Below are 20,038 nucleotides of genomic sequence, written 5' to 3'. Positions count from 1 at the left end.
CCATGAGCGGCCCCAAATACAGTGATTTTTCGGTACAAGAAGAGCAACGGCGCAGGCAGGAGGCAGAACGCCAGCGCCGCATCCAAGAAGAACGACGCCGTCAAGAGATGAACTGGCTGGATCATGAGATTGAACAAGCCCATGATGAATTGTCACAGCTGCGTCGGGAGCTTGCGATCTATGCCCAGTCTGGCTTGGATCAGGCGAAGGAAATGGGGCTGGATGCCTACTACATCGAGCCTGTGCAACACCTCCGAGACCAGCTGCTCCGTCAGATCGACGCATTCCCAGGCAGCTACTCGGTGCGTGATGTAGACCCGATGCGCTCCTATCTGCAGGGCATCGGACGTCTGCTGTCACAGACCCGTCAGACGATGAACGGCAAGCTGCGGCTGCATTCTGACCGGCTGACAGAGTATGCCAAGCAGGTCGCCTATTCGCGGGCCGAGCAGGAGTTTCTCGCGGCGGCAAGCGAGCTGGAAGTGAAGCGCAGACAGTCGTTAGACCTGAAGCGTGAGAGTCATATACACACACCCGTCCATTTCCCAGGCGCACCTAAGCCAGTTGAGGTGAATCTGGACGAGGCCGTCGCCGTGTTCGAAGCCGCGGTCGAACCGTATTTGAACAGCCCGTTCATTGAAAGTAAACATGAGATTTATGCACTGTACGATTCGGTTCATGCGCTGTTTGCCAGCCAACAGGCAGATCAGGCATACCTCGCGTCCCTGATCGAATCGCGTACCAAGGCCTTTTTATCCACGAAAAAACGCTATGACGTCGAGATCGAACGCAGACAGGCACAAGAAGAGAAGCGGACAGAACTCTACCTGACCTATACGTCTGTCGCGGCACTGCTTAGGCTCGCGCCGGATGAGACGCTGGCGCAGACTGCCGATACCGCCACCGCGATTCGGACGCTGGAGTCGCAGATCACAGCCCTCCAAGAGCAGCTGCGGAAAAAAGAAGAGCAGGAATACATCGCCGAGACCGTCAACGAGGTGATGCGCGAGCTGGGCTATGAGATCATCGCAACCGACACGATCCAGACCCCGAAGCGAAACGTCCTGCACAACATGTACGGCCTTGCCGACAACACCGCGGTCAACGTGATGACCTCTGACAACGGCAGTATTTTGTTCGAGGTGACAGGCTACAGTGACGAACCACGCGAACTGACCAGCCGTGACAAGCTCCAGATCAAGGAGAGCATGGAGCTGTTCTGCACTAACTACAGCGCCGTCAGAGAGAAGCTGATGGAAAAAGGCATCGTGATCGCCAATGAAAATCTCGCTCCCCCTGACGAAAAATACGCCCGCATCGTCGATACCCGCAACAAAACCGTGCTGAAAAAGACAAAAGACCAGACGGCACGCCGCCCGGCTGAGCCGAAGCGGATGACACTGGAGTAAGGAGTCGCCCGCCATGTTAGAAGTACGAATCTGTGAAAACTGCAACCACCACAACGATATCAGTATGATGGACTGTGAAAAGTGCCGGATGGACATCTCCTACATCCGTCCTGAGCGCGTCCCGGCAGGGGGAGGAGGGGAGGCGCCTGCTCCGACTCCGAACCCGAATCCGGGAGAGACGGCACCGTTCTCGCCTGATGCGCCTTTCCCACTTGGTCGGGACAACGGTGCTGATGACCGATCATCCGCAGCGGGTCAGGAGAGCGGGGACAGCTCTGCCATCAACAGACAGTCCGCTCCCGATCAGAAAAGCAATGCTCAACCATCCACCGCTACATCGGCCGCTTCTCATACCGGAGGCGCATCCCACACCGTCCGCATGCAACAGCTTCGTCTGGTTGCCATACGAGGCGGCTTTTCCATCGAGATCCCGCTCTACGGCGGTGTGATTGGCCGCGACGGGGATTTTGCCAAAGAGTTTTTTCAAGAGCATCTGTACGTGAGCAACCGCCATGCCACCATCCGCTTCAACGGCGTGGATTACACCATCGCCGACCACAGCACCAACGGCACCCGGCTCAACCACCAGCGACTGGAGCGCGACCGCGAGTACCCGCTGCAGGACGGGGATGCACTGGTCATCGCCAATCTGGATTTCCGCGTGCAGCTCTAACCCTGACTTTTTACATGATCCATCCACCCGGCGGACATAATACAGGTGCAGACCCAATACCACGGAAAAAAGGATGGATCAACCATGTCCAAGAATAAAAACGTCAACATCCACCAAGAAATGAGCAAAGGCAAACCAGCTGAAATCGTGACCAATGAAAAGGTTCGCGGCAAGCAAAATGAGGATCAAGAGCGCTAGAACACCGGGGCTGTAGAGCGCCGGATGGATCAAACCCGTAAAGACGTTACGCTGTTTCGATGAGCGGAACGTCTTTTTTCTATGTTCACCCCGAAAACAGGACGTAACTCCAATCAAGCACTATCAGCCCATGCGGACAGTCGCCAGCTTGACGTTAACGTTAACGTCAACTAAGATGAGATTACCAGTATAAGTAAGAAAGGCGCCTCTCGTTATGAACCAACAACCCAATCCATCCGATGGAAAACCCCATTCTGATCAATCCCAACCAGATCAGCCCCAAAACACTCAACCGCAAGCCGACCACCCACTGCTCACCATCTCAGACCTCGCAGCCGAACTCGACATCAGCACCCGCACCATCCGCTACTACGAGGAGCTTGGCCTCCTGCGACCCGTCCGCTCAGAAAAAGGCAACCGCCTCTACACTCGCTCCGACCGCGCTCGTCTGAAGCTGATCCTGCGTGGCAAGCGGTTTGGTTTTTCCCTCGACGAGATCAAAGAAATGATCGAGCTGTTCCACGAAGACCGCACCGGACGCAAGCAGTTGGAACGAACGATTTCTTATGGCAACCAAAAGCTGCAAGAGATTGACGAACGCATCCAGGAGCTTAAGCTGCTGCGGGAAGAAATCCTGCAATTCAAGGAAAAATTCGAGCAGAGATGGCACGAGCTAGAGTCGGAAAGCGTGGAAAGCGAATCAGACTCGTAACCCGAACTCATCTCCGACCATCCCCCTAATCCAATCCCAGGGCATGTGCCGACACCAAAGGAGGATCACGATGAGAAATATCCAAGGGGAGATCAACAGCCGCACCTACGGAGACAACATCCCGCACCCGCGTAACCCGCTTCATGACAACTTTTACACCGCTGACCCCAACCTGTCCTACCTGATCGGGCGCTACCTCGACCCAAGCCTGCAGGAGTGGGCCAAACAAGAACTCGAAGCCTTCGGCGCACGCGTAGCAGGCCCAATCGACCAGCGCGCCGCCTACACCGACAGTGGCGAAGGAAAGCCCAAGCTGCGCAAGTACAATCGCCTCGGCGAAGATATATCGGAGATCGTGACCAATGAAGGCTACAGACAGACGGTCGCGGAGGTATACGGAGCGGGGATCGTCGGTCATCTGTACAACCCCGTGCCACAGCTCGGCAGGACGGTTCCCTACATGTACTCGTACTTCATGGGCTATCTGCTCAGCCAGTCCGAGCCGGGCTTCTACTGTCCCGTGACGCTTACCATGTCGGCCGCCTATCTGCTACACCGCTATGGCAATCACCAGCAAAAGAGTGACTACCTGACCGGCCTGACCTCCCTCGACTATGCCACCCTGTACGAAGGAGCCACCTGGCTGACCGAACGTCAAGGCGGTTCAGATGTCGGAGCCAATCAGACCATTGCTGAGAAAGTAGAGGGGCAGGAGAATGTCTACCGATTAACAGGAGAGAAGTTTTTCGCAAGCAATGCCGGAGCCATGGTCGCGACCGTGATGGCCCGTGTCGATGCGAGTAAGCCGGGAACCAAGGGTCTGGGACTTTTTCTCGTACCATGGATCAAGCCAGACGGGGAGAAGAACAGCATCTCCGTCCGCCGGCTCAAAGAAAAGCTGGGTGTCAACGCCGTCCCATCTGCTGAAGTCATCCTCGAAGGGGCAGAGGGCTACCTGATCGGCGAGCCTGACAAGGGCTTCAAGTACATGGCCGAAGCGCTCAACATCTCCCGCATCTGCAACGCGATCGCTTCGATTGGCATGATGCGCCGTGCCTTTTACGAGGCGAAGTATTATGCAGACAGCCGCAAAGCGTTTGGCTCGACGATCAGCGATTACCCGATGGTACGTGAGATGATGATCTCCCTGCTGGTTGACTTGGAAGTGAGCAATGCTGCTGTGTTTTCGATGATTGAATATTTTGATAAAGTATATACGTATGAAAATGCAGGTGAGCAAGACCGTCTCATGGCACGCCTCCTCATCCCGTTGCTCAAATACCGCACAGGGGAGGAGGCCGTCGAAGCCGCCCATACCGCGATTGAAATCCACGGCGGCAACGGTTTTATCGAAGAATACGTAACTCCGCGTCTGCTCCGCGATGCCCAAGTGACCACCGTCTGGGAAGGCACGTCCAACATCCTCGCCCTCGACCTGCTCCGCGTGATGGAAAAGGAAAACGGACATCTCGTGTTCATGGAGGTGGCAGCAGAGCGGGTAAGCCGCTTGACCCACCCTTTATCTCAGCCTTTTGCCGCCCGCCTTAGTGAAGAGCTGACCCTTTTGCGCGACAATCTCATCTACCTGACCAAGCGGGAAGAGATGTACCTCAATTACAAGCTCAAAGCGATCGCCGATCATATGGTCGACATCTATTCACTGCTCTGCATCGTGGAAGAGGCGCAGGATCAGGTGAACTGCGACGGGAATGCCCGCAAATATCTGCTGGCCCAGCTCTATTGGAAAAAGCATTTTGCCGTCGATGTGCACCGTGGCATTCGGGATGATCTCTTGGTGGATGTGCTGTTTTTTGAACCATTGGTGGAGTATCAGCCTGTGTCGGTGGAGAGCGTAGCCGCTTATGTGGGGAACCCTGCAGGAGAGAAGCAGGGGAGCGTGTAAAAAGGACAGAACTACATGTTCACTGATCCCAACCATGCCTATTTCGATCAGGAGGACCAACCTATGAACCCCCTCTTTGTCGGTGTAGACGGTTGCCGGGCCGGATGGATCGCTGCCGCTTTGCCAGCCGTACCAGCCGTACCAGTCTTGCCTGCAACCGTTGACACAGAATCAGTAACACCTTCCACGATGGTCCCAACGCTCACCGTGTTCACCTCCATCGAACATCTCTTTATGACCTATGCCGAATCCGCCGCTCTGATCCTGATTGACATGCCAATCGGCTTGCCCGACGCGAGCCTCCCCGTCCGCGAGTGTGACAATCTGGCGCGTAAGCTGCTGGATGCGAAGCGAAAATCAAGCGTGTTCCCCGTCCCATCGCGTCCCGCCGTCTATGCCGAAGCTTACGGGGAGGCCAACGCCCGCAACCGCGAGACTGTTGGGCGGGGACTGTCCCGCCAATCATGGCAGATCACCCAGAAGATTCGTGAGGTGGATCAATTCCTGCATAAGTACCCCGAGGCACGCGGAAGGCTTCGGGAAGCCCATCCAGAGCTGTGCTTTCATGGTCTGAACGGCGGTCATTCGATGGCCCATAACAAAAAGACCCAGGATGGCTACAGCGAACGGCTCAGGGTCTTGAGATCATACGTCGCAGAGGCGGAGAACTTCATCGGTGAAGCGCTCAGCCGTTACCTGCGTAAAGACGTGGCAAGAGATGATCTCGTAGACGCATTGGTGTTGGCAGTGACGGCGCAAGCAGCAAGCACAGACTGCTATCGACTGCAGCTGGTATCAGTCCCTGCCGACCCACCGTCAGATGCCCATGGGAACCGGATGGAAATCGTCTATGGTATAAAGGGATAGCACAGTAGATTAGACACTACCTGCTGATCAATAGCGTTAAAAAAGACCGGGGGACGAGGCGCTCACTCACGAGCCATCGTCAATCCCGGTCTTTTTACATGGCAAGGGAAGCTACAGCATACCCCCGTCAGCCAGCATCAACTTTTGTCCCTACATCCCAAAATCCCGAAAAAACCCCGGCACATCCACAGCCGGCAACGGCCTGCTGAAGACATACCCCTGAATATGATCACACGTCAACTGCCGCAGAAACTCCAGCTGCTCCGGCGTCTCCACGCCTTCTGCCAACACATCCAGCTTCATGCTTTTGGCCATGGCGACGACAGAGGCGACGATTACCTTATCATCCGGGTCGGTGGTCAAGTCGCGGACGAACTGCTGGGCCACCTTGATCGTATGGATCGGGAACCGCTTCAGATAGGCCATCGACGAGTAGCCCGTGCCAAAATCATCAATCGAGATATGCACACCCAGCTCCCGTAGCTCGCACAGCTTGGCGATGACCGTCTCGACGTCCTGCATCGCAATCGACTCGGTGATCTCCAGATCGAGATAGTGGGGGTCAAGTCCAGTCTCTTTCAGCGCCAGCTTAATCTTATCCACCAGGTCACTCTGCTTGAACTGATTGGCGGAGAGATTGACGCCTACCTTGATCGGACGAAACCCTTCGTCCTGCCAGCGTTTGTTCTGACGGCAGGCTTCACGCAGCACCCAGTCACCGATGGGGATGATCAGCCCGGTCTCTTCGGCCACCGGGATAAAATCAGCAGGGGAGATCCGGCCCAGCTCAGGATGTTCCCAGCGGATCAGTGCTTCCACGCCGATCATTTCGCGTGTATTGGCATCCACCTGTGGCTGATAATAGAGAATGAACTCATTTTGCTCCAAAGCTCTACGCAGTCCGAATTCCAGCCTCATTTTGCGTGCCAGCTTCTCTTGCAGGTCAGCGGTGAAGAAGGAGTAGCCGTTCTTGCCCATTTCTTTGACACGGTAGAGCGCGGCGTCCGCATTTTTCATCAGGGTCTCACCATCTGGCCCGTCGTCTGGATAGATCGTGATCCCGATGCTGCAGGAGAGGCGCATCTCATTATCCCCCAGCTGAAAAGGCAGACCGAGACGCTCGATAATCGTCTGAACCGTATCCGTGATCTGAGCGGTGTCCTGCACCTGCTCCATGATGATGACGAATTCATCTCCACCCAGCCGTGCCACCATGTCCTGATCGTGGACAGAGGAGAGGAGACGTTGGGAGACGAGCGTGAGCAGCAGATCGCCCATCTCGTGGCTGAGCGTGTCATTAACCCACTTGAACCGGTCGAGATCCACGTAGACCAATGCCGTGCGATGCCCGTGGAGCTTACTGCGATGGATGGCTTCTGACAGCCTTGACTCCAGCAGACGCCGGTTGGGAAGACCTGTCAGCTCGTCATGATAAGCCATGTGATTGATCTGAGCGATGGCGGCCTTCGTCTCTGTCACATCCCGATACATCGCAAAAAGCGCGGATTCACCCATGTAGTTCATATGAATCGAGACCACGTCGATATCGCGGATCTCTCCATCGAGCCGTACCAGATGCATCTCGGTGAGTGGATTGATCTCACCCTCTGGCTTCACGGTCATCCGCTGCTCCACCAGCTTGTGATAATCTGGGCGAATGATCTCAAAAACGTGTTTGCCCAGCACCTGATCACTGCTTTGGGCGCCCAACAGCGACAGACCCGCCTGATTGATGTAGGTGATCCGGCCCTGCACCCAGACAGCGAAAGCTTCCGGGATGAACTCGACCAGACGGCGGTAGCGCGACTCGCTTTCGATCAGGCTGCGTTCCACCGTTTTTTGATGTGTCACATCCTTGACGATGGCATAGACCCCGACCACCTCACATGAGATTACGGTGGGGAAGGAGGTGACGACAATGTCTGTGACCGTCCCCGACTTTTGCTGGAAGGCCGTCTCGAATCGCTGCGGCTCACCGTTTTTTGTAGCGAGGAACCGCTCGACGGTATACTCCTTATACTCATCTACGAAAAACGGGAGAAACGGCTGTCCGATCAACTCCTCGGGCTCATAACCGGTCAGCTCACACCCAGCTTTGTTCACATTGACGAAAAGCCCGTTCAAATCAACGTAGAAGACTCCATCCGCATTCTGTTCAAACAACGACCGATTCAGCTGCTCCTGCTCCTCTAACACCTGCTCCATGATCAACCGTCTCTCCGTGTTGCTCAGGATAAAAAAATGCAAGGGCAGCATCACCAGGAAAAAGACAGACAGATCGGCCAACAGCCACCATCCAAGCGGCTTAGGACTAATCCACATCAAGTAAGGAGTAGAAAGGATTTCGGCGGCTGCATAGAAACAGGTCAACGTCAGCAAGATACGGGTAGAGCGAATCAATCCTTTTTGCAGTCGACCGTAAAAGTACAGGCTGGCCCCCATGATCGCCAACGACTCCATCGTCACATCCCGCCAGAAAAAGGGAGCATCCAGCATGTAAGAGACACCGATGTTCACTACAGACGAAATAATAATGACGCTAATTACTCCGATTAAAAAGCCTGTCCACGTTCGCAGCACTTCACTCCTGTTGGACTTTGCCAAATGACTCACTCTCTTTCTATATCTTGGATCGTCCAGCACTACGTATGATATGAGAGTAGGACGCAAATCGTGACCCAAACCGTAAATTTTGCTCTTGCATGTTGCGAAACCAACGAATAAAATATATATAGTCACTCACTTAATGTAAGAAGCATATGAGTAGTGAGTATATGATACATAAAAACAGGGGAGTGTTCTTACCATGTCTTTTGAAGAAATCGTAAAAGGCCGTACCAGCGTTCGCAAATACCAAACCGATTATGAAATGCCGAACGAAGACCTGCAGGAAATCCTGAGCCTTGCCGCTCAAGCACCATCTTCCTGGAACCTGCAACACTGGCGTTATCTTGTGGTAACGAAGCCTGAGATCAAAGAGCGTCTTCTCCCGCTTTCTTACAACCAAAAGCAAGTTGTAGATGCAAATGCTGTCATCATCATCCTCGGTGACCTCGAAGCAGACAAAACTGGTCGTGCTATCTATGAAGCAGCGGCAAACGCAGGCCAAATGTCTCAAGAAGTAGCGAACAACCTGATCGGTCAAATAGAAGGCGCTTACCAAATGGGCGGACAGGCTTATGCCCGTGATGAAGCATACCTCAACGTAGGTCTGACTGCGATGCAGCTGATGCTCGCAGCCAGAGCAAAAGGCTACGATACATGCCCAATGCGGGGTTTTGACCGTGATGCGGTTACCAAAGAACTGAACATTCCTAGCCGCTACACTCCAATTGTTATGCTCACCCTCGGTAAAGCTGCCGCTCCAGGTCATCCATCCGGCCGTCTCAGCCTCGACGAACTCGTGATCAGCGAAAGCTTCTAATCACATCATCAGGGTACAAAGAACTAAAAAAGAGCACTCTGTCTGTAGATCAGATGGAGTGCTCTTTTTCACGGTATTGCAGGAAAGTAGTACCGTTAAAAAAGTAAAGTGAATATAAAAATATTAAGAAAATCATTAATATTGTGTAAAAAAATAATGTTGTTACCCGTAAAACCGTGTAAAAACCTTGACCATAGTCACTAAATATGTAAAAATTGCGTATATAAGAAATAAATATTAGTTTTGTAACTAATACTTTTTACTTATGTTAATTTCCGTAATACTAAAACAAACTAGGAAAATTCAATCGCTGTTTCGGCACGTTGGGGGGACCTAGTGGTAATATGGAACTAGTTCAGAGTGTGTACCCCGTACAGATGAATGGGGGAACCTATGTCTGAATAATTAAATTTAACAGAAAATTAATAATATTATTCAAGAGGAACCAGCTATTTCCAATGGCAGGTTCTTCTTTTGTGAACCCAATACATCGGCGAAAAGAGGCGGACCTATGAGTAGAACGAATGTATTCCTATTTTCCGGTCAAGGCTCACAGTACTATCAGATGGGCAAGGAGCTTTTTTTGACCAATCAGACCTTCCGTAAGTGGATGTTTAAACAAAATGAAATCATGTATGATCTGACAGGTGAATCCCTGCTCAACCACCTGTATGACCAAAAGCGGATGAAGTCAGAGCTGTTTGACAATCTGACGTTTTCTCATCCGGCTATTTTTATGGTGGAGGTTGCGTTGGCACAGGCCCTGATCGAAGGAGGCCGAACCCCTGATTATGTCGCAGGGACAAGCCTGGGTGAATTCGCATCTGCGGTGGTGGCTGGAGTGCTTGAGGTGGATGAGGTGATCCGGATCCTGACCACACAGGCCCGTATGGTGACGGCGCATTGTCCACCGGGCGGGATGATCACGATTATCGACAATCCTGCTCTGTTCGAACAAGAGCCGATTCTTCATGAGAACAGTGAACTGGCTTCGGTCAACTATCACCAGAGCTTCGTGATCTCTGGTACGGACGAGGGACTTGCGGTGATCCAGCGGTACTTGGATCAGCAGGAGAAGCTGTATCAGAGACTGCCGGTCCGGTTTGCCTTCCATGCTTCCTATCTGGATGTGGTGAAGCCGTTCTATCTCGATACGCTCCAGGGCTTGACCTTGCGCAAACCACAGATTCCATTCGTCTCCAGTGTGACTGGCGGTATCTTAGACGAGCTGCCGCAGGATTACTTCTGGGAGATCGCCCGACAGCCGATCCGTTTTCCACAGGCGGTACAGACGCTGGAGAGCATCGGCAGCCACGATTATATCGATATGGGGCCAAGCGGGACGATGAAGAATTTTGTCCACCATAACCTGCCACAAGGCTCCACATCAGAATGCCACACCATCATGTCACCTTACTCACAAGACGCTGCCAATCTTGAAAAACTATTGGGACAAAATGTCTAGGAGGGAAATACATATGTTGGCTTATTTATTTCCAGGTCAAGGTTCTCAGGCGAAGGGGATGGGCGCAGGTCTGTTTGAAGCGTACCAATCGTATACGGACAAGGCTTCCGAAATCCTCGGCTATTCCATCCGGGAGCTGTGTGAAGAAGACCCGCAGGAACAGCTGGGACTGACCCAATTCACCCAGCCGGCCCTCTACGTGGTCAATGCGCTTCATTATCTGAAAAAGCTGGAAGAGACAGATGGTTTGCGCCCTGATTATGTCGCAGGCCACAGCCTGGGCGAGTATAATGCGCTGTTGGCTGCGGAGGTGTTTGATTTTGAAACAGGTCTTCGCCTCGTGAAAAAACGCAGTGAATTGATGGCCGAAGCGAATGGCGGCGGGATGGCAGCAGTCGTGGGGCTAAAGGAAGAGCAAGTTCTGGAGGTACTCCAGAAGCATCATCTCGACAAACTGGATGTAGCCAACTTCAACTCCGTGACCCAGATCGTCATCTCCGGGACAAAAGAGGCCGTGGAGGAGGCGCAGCCGTTTTTTGAAGCGGCAGGTGTGCGTGCCTACGTGATCCTGAAGGTGAGCGGTGCGTTCCACTCCCGTTATATGACCCCGTCCGCAGAGGAATTTGCGAAGTTTCTCGACGGGTTTGCTTTTTCTGAACCGAATATTCCGATTATTTCAAACCTTACAGCAAGACCATACCTGACCCGTGATATCAAAACGAACCTCGCTCAGCAGATCAACCACTCTGTCAAGTGGACGGAGACGATCCGTTATCTGATGGGGAAAGCGGAGGAGGGTGAGCTGATCCAAGTGGGGCCAGGCAACGTCCTGACTGGTCTGGTGCGCCAGATCCGCCGTGAAGCCGAGCCACTGATTGTGACGGATGAGGTGCAAGACGACACGGACGAGGTTGTGGAGAGTGCCGCAAGCGCGGAGTTTGCAGCGGGTAATCCAGAGACCATCACTGTGAAGGCAGAGGTGAGTGAGGAGGCGCAACCAACCGGAGCCGAGCCTTATGTGGCAGCAGCACAAGCACCTTCAGCAGACCAGACCAGCGATCCGGCCCCTACTGCACAGGACAGCACCGCCCACAGACCAGCAGGCATCCAGCTCCAAGCACTCGGCAGCCGGGATCTCAAGCACGATTACAATCTGACCTATCCTTACCTTGCGAGCGGCCTCGAACACGGCATCAGCTCCAAAGAAATGGTCGTCCAAATGGCAAAAGCAGGCATGCTCGGCTTCTTCGGCACAGCAGGTCTGCAGCCAAGCGAGATCGAACGCACGATCCGCGCCATCCAAAGCGAACTGACAGCAGGACAAGCCTACGGGGTGACGCTGACCTACAATCTCAACGATCCCAAGCGCGAAGACAGGCTGGTAGAGCTGTTCCTCTCATTGGGCGTGCGGATCATCGAGGCATCTGCCTACATGAACCTGACACCAGCCCTCGTCCGCTACCGTCTGCAAGGCCTGCGCCGTGACGTTGACGGGCAAGTCAAGGCGACAAACCGCATCATCGTCAAAGCGGGCCGTCCGGAAGTGGCGGAGCCGTTCCTGCGACCTGCCCCAGAGACGATCATCAACAAGCTTTTGGCAGACAATCTGATCACCCGCGAGCAGGCAGAGCTCTCCCGCCAGATCCCGATGGCTGACGATATTTGTGCCACTGCGGATGCAGGCGGCTATACCGATCTCGGTTCCCTGCATGCCCTGCTTCCGGTCATCCTCGGTCTGCGTGAGCAGATCAGCAGTCAGTTCCCAGCCGCGCTCAGAGTCCGGATCGGTGCAGCAGGCGGGATCGGGACCCCATCTGCTGTCGCGTCTGTCTTCATGCAAGGGGCCGAGTTCATCATGACCGGCTCGATCAACCAATGCACGGTGGAAGCCGCTACCAGCACGACCGTCAAGGACATGCTGCAGCAGATGAACATCGACGATATCACCCACGCTCCGTATGGCGACATGTTCGAGATCGGGGCCAAGGCACAAGTGCTCAAAAAAGGTCTCTTCTATCCGGCCCGCGCCAACAAGCTCTATGATCTCTACCGCCAGCACAACAGCTGGAACGAAATCGACGCCAAGACCCGTGCCCAGCTGGAAGAGAAGTACTTCAAGCGCACCTTCGACCAAATGTTCACTGCAGGCAAAAACCTCTATGCTCCGCACGAAATCGAAAAAGCGGAGAAAAATGCGAAGCACAAAATGGCGCTCGTCTTCCGCTGCTACATCGATACCGCTATGCAGCTGGCGATCCAAGGTGATTCGGCCAACAAGCTGGATTATCAAGTACATGTGGGCCCATCGCTTGGAGCCTGCAACAACTGGCTCAAAGGCACCGAGCTGGAAAACTGGCGCAACCGTCACGTCGACCAGCTGGCAGTCAAACTGATGAACGATGCGGTCGAGCTGATCAACCAACGTTTGCTGACATGGTTCATGTTTTCATAGAAGGAGAGGAAGAGCATGCGCGTAGGGATTGAATTGATGAACTTTTACGGCGGTCCTGCCTACATCGACGTGCGTACGCTGTTTTCGGCACGCGGGTTGGATTTGGAGCGTTTTGATAACCTCATGATGGAGAAAAAAGCGGTCGGTCTCCCCTGTGAAGACCCGGTGACCAATGCTGTCAATGCGGCGAAGCCGATCCTCGACCGCCTGACTGACGAAGAAAAGAGCCGGATCGAGATGATTATCACCTCCAGTGAATCCGGTCTTGATTTTGGCAAATCGCTCGCCACTTATGTCCATGATTATCTCGGTGTAAGCCGCACCTGCCGTCTGTTTGAGGTGAAGCAGGCCTGCTATGGTGGGACGGCAGCCCTCCAGATGGCGGCCGGACACATCGCCTCTCAAGCCTCTCCCGGCTGCAAGGTGCTGGTGATCGCCACCGACGTAGCCAAATCAGCCAAGCTCTCCTATGCGGAGCCATCCCAAGCTACGGGGGCTGTCGCCATGCTGATCAGTGACAAGCCTGACGTGCTGGAGCTGGACTTCGGGGCCAATGGCTTGTACAGCTATGAAGTGATGGACACCTGCCGACCGCTTCCAGATGAAGAGACAGGCGACCCGGATATGTCGCTTCTGTCTTATCTGGACTGCCTGGAAAACAGCTTCAAAGCCTACCAAGAGCGGGTAGAGGACGCTGATTTCCGCGAGACCTTCCATTATCTCGCGTTCCATTGCCCGTTTGCCGGGATGGTAAAAGGCGCCCACCGCAAAATGCTGCGTGGTCTCTACCGGGCCAAGCCGGATGTGATCGAGGCCGATTTTGTGAAGCGTGTCCTGCCATCGCTTGGCTACAGCACCCAAGTGGGCAATGTCTACTCCGCCGGTGTCTATCTCGCTCTCTGCGGTCTGATTGATCATGCAGATATCAGCGGATTTACCCGGATTGGATTGTTTTCCTACGGCTCTGGGTGCTCGTCCGAATTCTACAGCGGTATCGTTACCCCGCGCTCCAAAGAGGTGCAGGCTGCGATGGGCATCCGGGAGAGTCTCAACAGCCGCTACGCATTGAGCATGCCAGAGTACGAGCTTTTGGTCGATCTGAATAAAGAACTGCTTTTTGGTGTAAAAGAATGCGTCATCGACACCAGCGCCTATCAGCCTGTCTATGATCATTACTTCGCAGGCAAAGGGCGTCTGGTACTGAAGAGCATTGACAACTATCACCGGAAGTATGGGTGGAGCTAATGATGAAAACGCTGTTGGTCGACGGAATTCAAGGTGGGATCGAAGTGACTCTCAACCGTCCCGAGTACCGCAACAGCATCAACCAAGAATTGCTGCAAGAGCTGGCGTGGGTGTTACAGAGGGCCGAACAGGAGCCTGCAATCAAGCTGATCGTGTTGCAAGGGATGAACGGTATTTTTTGCACCGGAATGGATTTTCGTGAGCAAGCATCACCGGAATTATTCTCTCTCTATATGAATATAATCAAAACCTTGTCCCTTACGCCCAAGATAACCGTAGCCAAAGTGGACGGACAAGCGACAGCAGGGGGGCTTGGACTGCTGGCTGCGTGCGATCTCGTCGTCGCTACGCCACGCTCCCAATTCAGCCTGTCGGAAGCACTCTGGGGAGCCTTGCCGTCGATGGTGCTGCCGTACCTGATCCGGCGCATCGGCTATCAGCGGGCCTATGCGTTGACGCTGACGACACAAGTGATCACCGCACAAGAAGCGCGGGAGATGCAGCTTGTCGATGAGGTGGGTGAGGATTTGAGCCAGATCATCCAACGCCTGACAAGCCGCACGATGTACGTCAACGAGAGTACCCTCCGCGAGATGAAGCAGTATTTCCGCCGGATGTGGCTGATCAATGAACAGCTGGAGAAGCTCGCTGTCGAGACCACGGCACGTCTGATGAATGATCCGCTGTTTCAGCAGAATGTACGCCACTTTTTAGAGAGCGGCAAGTATCCGTGGCAGAAATAAAACAATGTTACACACCTCCCTTTACAGTGAAACAATGTTATGTTACATTAAGAGTATAACAAAACAATGTTACGCGATCATTCATGCGTATAGCCGCAAGATGAAGAGGTGAGGTTCTATGAAAGCCGAACAAGATTTGATCTCGAAAAAAGAGCTGCTGGCTATCACAGGCATTTCCTACGGCCAACTCTACCGCTGGAAACGGCAGAATCTGATCCCAGACGCTTGGTTCATCAAGCAATCCTCATTTACGGGGCAGGAGACCTATTTTCCGCGAGACAAGATGCTCGAGCGGATCAATAAGATCATCGAGCTCAAGGACCAGTATTCGCTTGAAGACCTGGCCCAGATGCTTTCCCCGGAGCTGAACAACAAGACGTTCACCCTGTCAGACATAGAGGCCATGCCGATCTTAGACGCAACCGTGACCCGCACCTTTGTGGATTACCTGAGCAAAGAACGATTTTCTTTTTTGGAGGTTCTCTTCATTCACTTGCTCGGAAAAGCCAAGGCCGAGTACGACTGGAGCGGTGAACAGCTAGAGGCCATCGTCATGACGGTGCGCGATTGGTTGCCCAAGCTGAATCATTCGCTGTACCGGCTGGTGATCTGTCAGAAGGGAACAGAGTTTTTTGCCCTGCTGGTGCAGCAGGATGCCGACTATCATCTGGATCATCTGGCGAAGAAGCTCAAGGTGTATGATCTGGAATCGTGTGCAAAAGAACTGCATCCAATCGGAAGCGAAGTCTAGACTTAGGAATCCATACTCGTGAGGAGTGAACATCATGCAAACTCTGCAAGATTTAAAGCTTTCCGGCTTAGGAATATCCAACGGTGGACGATATCAACACGTAAGAATCAGCGGGTTGGGCAAAGTTCATGGGGATATTCAGGGGGAGACGATCAAAACGTCCGGCTCTGCCTCGTTCTACGGACAAGTCGAAACCAAGGAACTCTACACCCAGGGCAATGCCGAAATCACCGGCAGGCTCGACGCCCAGCTTGCGGAAACCTCCGGCCTGATCAAAGTAGAGGACCACGCGAGCATCAAGCATTTGATCAACCGTGGCTCCGCCCATTTTATCCAGGGCTTGAAGGCAGAAAAGGTGATTTCCAAAGGCAATCTGGAGAGCGAGTCAGAGGTTGAGGCAGAACACTTCCAAGCATCCGGGCTAGTGAGCATCAACGGTCTGCTCAATGCCCACCGCATCGACATCAAGTTCGCAGCCACCTCCTATATCCGCGAGATCGGCTGTGACCGGATTGATGTGAGAATGTCGATGTTCCCCTTTACCTTTTTACGGGAAATGATCAGAGCCCAGTTCATGGGGGAGCGCAATACGGCTGCCAATAAATTGACCGCAGAGACAATCGAAGGAACCCATGTGTATATCGAACACACCCATGCGCAAGTGGTGCGGGGCGAGAGCATCGTCATCGGCCCGAAGTGTGAGATTGAACTGGTCGAATACGAAGGAACGCTAGACATCCATCCATCATCTACCGTCAGACAGCAAATCAAACTGTAACGAGAAGGGGACCGATCATGGCGACAGTAGCAATCAAAGAAGTGACGAAAGAGTATGTGTTGGACAAAACAAAGGTGCAGGCATTACGCGGGGTCAGCTTACAGGTAGAGGAAGGGGAGTTCGTTACCATTGCCGGTTCATCCGGCAGTGGGAAATCCACCCTGCTCAATCTGATCGGCTGTCTCGACCACCCGACATCTGGGCAGATTTTCATTGGGGATACACAGGTTCACACCATGACCGAAAAGCAACTCGACAGCCTGAGACTAAACACCATCGGATTCATTTTCCAATCGTTCAACCTGATTCCCGTACTCAATGTCTATGAAAATATCGAATTGCCACTGCTCGCGATGAAAGGCGTCAGTGCCGAAGAGCGCCGCAGCCGGGTCAACTACTTCATGGAAGCGGTCGGGCTCAAAGCATTGGCAAAGCATAAGCCATCCGAGCTCTCCGGCGGTCAGAGACAGCGTGTCGCCATCGCCCGCGCACTCGCCACCAAGCCGAAGCTGGTGCTCGCTGACGAACCGACCGCCAACCTCGACTCCAAGACAGGGATCGAAATCATCGAGCTGATGCATGAGATCAGCCGCCGCGAAAAAACCACCTTCATCTTCTCCACGCACGATCCGAAAGTCATGCAGCGTGCGGACCGCATCTTCTATCTGCAAGATGGGGTGATCAACAAGGAGGAGAAACGATGAAGCTGTTCAACCTCTCGTTCAAAAACGTCTTGGAGAACCCTAAGCGAAGCATGACCCTTGGATTTTTCATCTTCCTGGTGAGCCTTTTGATGGTGCTATCCAACTCGTTTTTTGCCACGGTGAAAAATAATCTGGAGAATGCGCTGATCGATTCCTTCACCGGGCACTATATGGTACGTGCCTCTGAAGGCGAGCTGTTTCGTACCGACGTAAGATGGTGGGAATCCAGCTACGTGCAGGCTGATCAAGCCGCACAGGTGAAGCAAATCATCGAACAGAAGCTGGGGGCCACCGAAGTAACCGCCCGTGTTCGCCACAATGCGATGTTCAGTGTTGGTGTACAAAAACAGCCATCTATGATCATCGGCCTCGATTCCTCCGCGAAGACCTACACCAAGAGCTTCGAGCTGGTAGAGGGACGCCACCTGACGCCAGGGAACCCAGACGAGCTCTTGCTCTCTGAATTCCAGGCAAAAAAGCTGGAAGTCAAGGTAGGCGACATCATCGGCGTGGAATCTGTCACCAAAGACGGCGACCCGATCGAACGTGAGATGAAGGTTGTCGGGATCGGCAACATGAACTATATCTCCAACTTCCGTTTTCCAGTAGCATTCATGGACCTCAAGAGTGCACAAGCCCTCGTCGGACTGACCAATGGCGAAGTATCTGATCTGACTGTCTACCTCGATGACAAGTCTCAGGCAGAGAGCGCAGCCCAGTCCCTCCAAGCAGAGATGACGGCGGCAGGCATGAGCGGCACTGGTCTTACCATCACACCATTTGGCAAGCTGGGCGGCTTCCTGATGAGCACAGTCTCGCTGTATATGTCCATGTTCAACGGCTTTATCGGTCTGCTGATGGTCATCGTCGCGATCCTGATCGTCAACCTGCTGTTCATGATCGGTCTGGAACGCAGACAAGAGATCGGAACACTGCGGGCAATTGGTATCTCAAGAATGCAGAACATTTTGATTTTTATGACAGAAATCTATATCATCTGCTACGTCGCTGCTCTTGCAGGCATCGCCCTCGGCGGCATTATCGTCAAAATCCTGTCCAACTTCGGACTCAAAGCAGCAGCTCCGCTGGATTACCTGCTGGGCCGCGAGTTTTTCATCCAGTTCGATTGGATGCAGCTGGGAAGCGTTATGGGAGTCGTGATGACACTGGTGTTCATCGCATCCTTCTGGCCATGCTACCGAATCGCATCGCTCAAGCCGGTTGACACGTTAAAAGAAATCTAGGAGCAAGGAGGGAGAAACACACAATGGGTATTATCGCAAAGCTGGCGTTCCGCAATGTCATTTTGAACAAAAAACGTTCGATCCTGATCGGATTGGCTATTTTCTTCTCCTCCTTCATCCTGCTGTTCTCCAACGCGGCGATGAACGGTGTACATACACAGGTGCTCGGCGGCTATATCAACTACCAGACAGGTGATGTCGCCGTGATGTGGGAAGCGATGAAGAAGACCAGCAACGCAGAGCCTGGACGCTTCATCAATCCGAGTGAAACGATCAGCTTCGACAGCCAAAAAACAGAGGAAAACAAAGCAGCCATCGCCCGCATGAATCAGTTCGTGCAGCACAATGGCGACCGGGTGGCAGGCATCTATCCTACCGTTCGCCGCAATGCTCAGTTCTTTTATCAAGAAAAAAGTGATGCGCTGATCGTCTATGGTCTGACTCCAGAGAGCCGCGACCAGCTGATGGACAGTCACACACTCAACATGAAGGAAGGCGAGATGAATCTCGATCAAGCCAATGCCATCTATCTGAGTGAAGAAAAAGGCAAGCAAAACGAGCTGAAGATCGGTGACAAGATCACGGTCGAAGGGGTTACGGTCAACGGAAACCGCGGCTCACTCGAATTCGAGATCAAGGGCTTCTATGCCAACGGTGCGGCCTATGACAACTGGTATGCCTTCATGCCTGACCAGACCGCCCGTAAGCTCTACGAGATGGACAACGAGTATTTTGATATCGCCCGGATCCATCTGAAAGACCGCAGTGAAGCGACCGAGTTCGCCAACAAGCTGGATGCGTACCTGATGGAAGAGAGCCAAGTGCTTCGCGCCGAATCGTATCAGCAAGCTTCTTCCTTCTACACCGTCATGCCGGGTGTCTACAAAAATATGTACACCATCCTGATCTTCTTCATCCTCGCGATCATCGCGGTGGGCCTGCGCTCGACCGTACGGATGAACCTGTTCGAACGGATGAAAGAGTTCGGCACCATCCGCGCCATCGGCTACAGCCGGATGCAGAGCTTCATGATCGTCTTCCTCGAAATCTTCTTCCTGTCGCTGATCGCTCTAGGCATCGCGTTCGTCCTCTCCACGACGCTGGCGCTGATCCTCGGTCAGACGGGAATCTACGTCGGATCAGGCGACATCACCAATGCACTCGGTGGTGAGCATCTCTACCCAAGCCTCAAATTCGCCGACGTGCTCGTAGCCTTCGTGGTGATCACGATCTTCTCGATCATGTCGACACTCACACCGGGCATTCAGCTTTGCTACCAGCAGATTTCGGACATCATGGCCAAACGGATGAAAAAAGTATCTGTCATCGGTGTCATGTTCCGTGCGATTTTTTCCGGCAAACAACGTGGCAAGAACCCGGTAATCGAGACGACCTACAAAAACGTATAACGGCTGATCTGAATCAGTCGGCAACCCATAGGAGCTTTGAGGCGATTTGTCATGGTCGCCT

16 protein-coding genes are annotated in these 20,038 nt (G+C 53.3%); 15 read left to right on the top strand and 1 reads right to left on the bottom strand.

The window, feature by feature from the left end; all coding sequences use genetic code 11:
- Positions 1 to 2 precede the first annotated feature (2 nt).
- From FGI41_RS02030 to FGI41_RS02010, 5 genes are all read left to right on the top strand, one after another.
- Positions 3 to 1,409 carry a hypothetical protein gene (locus FGI41_RS02030; protein WP_139488213.1) on the top strand — a complete coding sequence of 469 codons (1,407 nt, stop codon included), beginning with the start codon at positions 3 to 5 and terminating at the stop codon, positions 1,407 to 1,409.
- Between the two features lie 13 nt (positions 1,410 to 1,422).
- Positions 1,423 to 2,082 (top strand): FHA domain-containing protein, encoded by a 660-nt coding sequence (locus FGI41_RS02025; RefSeq protein ID WP_139488212.1) that lies wholly within the window; start codon positions 1,423 to 1,425, stop codon positions 2,080 to 2,082.
- A gap of 412 nt (positions 2,083 to 2,494) precedes the next feature.
- Positions 2,495 to 2,992, top strand: coding sequence for a MerR family transcriptional regulator (locus tag FGI41_RS02020; protein ID WP_139488211.1), 498 nt, complete (start codon positions 2,495 to 2,497; stop codon positions 2,990 to 2,992).
- Positions 2,993 to 3,062: 70 nt separating this feature from the next.
- Positions 3,063 to 4,895, top strand: a complete 1,833-nt coding sequence (locus FGI41_RS02015; protein WP_139488210.1) for an acyl-CoA dehydrogenase family protein — start codon at positions 3,063 to 3,065, stop codon at positions 4,893 to 4,895.
- Positions 4,896 to 4,958: 63 nt separating this feature from the next.
- Positions 4,959 to 5,762, top strand: a complete 804-nt coding sequence (locus FGI41_RS02010; RefSeq protein WP_176560075.1) for a DUF429 domain-containing protein — start codon at positions 4,959 to 4,961, stop codon at positions 5,760 to 5,762.
- Between the two features lie 150 nt (positions 5,763 to 5,912).
- Here the strand turns inward: FGI41_RS02010 and FGI41_RS02005 are convergent, their stop codons facing one another.
- Entirely contained in the window at positions 5,913 to 8,366 is a 2,454-nt protein-coding gene (locus tag FGI41_RS02005; RefSeq protein ID WP_139488208.1) for an EAL domain-containing protein, read from the bottom strand.
- A gap of 202 nt (positions 8,367 to 8,568) precedes the next feature.
- Here FGI41_RS02005 and FGI41_RS02000 point away from each other — a divergent pair, with 202 nt between their 5' ends.
- The 10 genes from FGI41_RS02000 to FGI41_RS01955 all read left to right on the top strand — a co-directional run bounded on the left by FGI41_RS02000 (position 8,569) and on the right by FGI41_RS01955 (position 19,977).
- A complete protein-coding gene (locus tag FGI41_RS02000; protein WP_139488207.1) occupies positions 8,569 to 9,186 on the top strand; it encodes a nitroreductase family protein in 618 nt (205 codons plus the stop codon).
- Positions 9,187 to 9,697: 511 nt separating this feature from the next.
- Entirely contained in the window at positions 9,698 to 10,651 is a 954-nt protein-coding gene (locus FGI41_RS01995; protein WP_139488206.1) for an acyltransferase domain-containing protein, read from the top strand.
- 13 nt (positions 10,652 to 10,664) lie between these two features.
- Positions 10,665 to 13,103 (top strand): ACP S-malonyltransferase, encoded by a 2,439-nt coding sequence (gene fabD / locus FGI41_RS01990; RefSeq protein ID WP_139488205.1) that lies wholly within the window; start codon positions 10,665 to 10,667, stop codon positions 13,101 to 13,103.
- A 15-nt stretch (positions 13,104 to 13,118) separates the two neighbouring features.
- Positions 13,119 to 14,348, top strand: coding sequence for a hydroxymethylglutaryl-CoA synthase family protein (locus FGI41_RS01985; protein WP_139488204.1), 1,230 nt, complete (start codon positions 13,119 to 13,121; stop codon positions 14,346 to 14,348).
- Positions 14,348 to 15,091 carry an enoyl-CoA hydratase-related protein gene (locus FGI41_RS01980; RefSeq protein ID WP_139488203.1) on the top strand — a complete coding sequence of 248 codons (744 nt, stop codon included), beginning with the start codon at positions 14,348 to 14,350 and terminating at the stop codon, positions 15,089 to 15,091. The genes FGI41_RS01985 and FGI41_RS01980 overlap by 1 nt, the downstream gene beginning before the upstream one ends.
- A gap of 118 nt (positions 15,092 to 15,209) precedes the next feature.
- A complete protein-coding gene (locus FGI41_RS01975; RefSeq protein WP_139488202.1) occupies positions 15,210 to 15,842 on the top strand; it encodes a DUF4004 family protein in 633 nt (210 codons plus the stop codon).
- Between the two features lie 34 nt (positions 15,843 to 15,876).
- On the top strand, positions 15,877 to 16,620 hold the full coding sequence (locus FGI41_RS01970; protein ID WP_139488201.1) for a hypothetical protein: 744 nt from the start codon (positions 15,877 to 15,879) through the stop codon (positions 16,618 to 16,620).
- Between the two features lie 17 nt (positions 16,621 to 16,637).
- Entirely contained in the window at positions 16,638 to 17,324 is a 687-nt protein-coding gene (locus tag FGI41_RS01965; protein WP_139488200.1) for an ABC transporter ATP-binding protein, read from the top strand.
- The gene (locus FGI41_RS01960) at positions 17,321 to 18,568 is read left to right on the top strand and encodes an ABC transporter permease (RefSeq protein WP_139488199.1); all 1,248 of its coding nucleotides are present in this window, start codon (positions 17,321 to 17,323) and stop codon (positions 18,566 to 18,568) included. Before FGI41_RS01965 ends, FGI41_RS01960 begins: the two co-directional genes overlap by 4 nt.
- A gap of 23 nt (positions 18,569 to 18,591) precedes the next feature.
- On the top strand, positions 18,592 to 19,977 hold the full coding sequence (locus tag FGI41_RS01955; protein WP_139488198.1) for an ABC transporter permease: 1,386 nt from the start codon (positions 18,592 to 18,594) through the stop codon (positions 19,975 to 19,977).
- The last annotated feature ends 61 nt before the right edge of the window (positions 19,978 to 20,038 follow it).

This window comes from Brevibacillus dissolubilis (genome assembly GCF_006170445.1).
In the GTDB taxonomy this organism is placed as follows: domain Bacteria; phylum Bacillota; class Bacilli; order Brevibacillales; family Brevibacillaceae; genus Brevibacillus_B; species Brevibacillus_B dissolubilis.
This window is presented reverse-complemented; position numbering and strand designations above follow the sequence as displayed.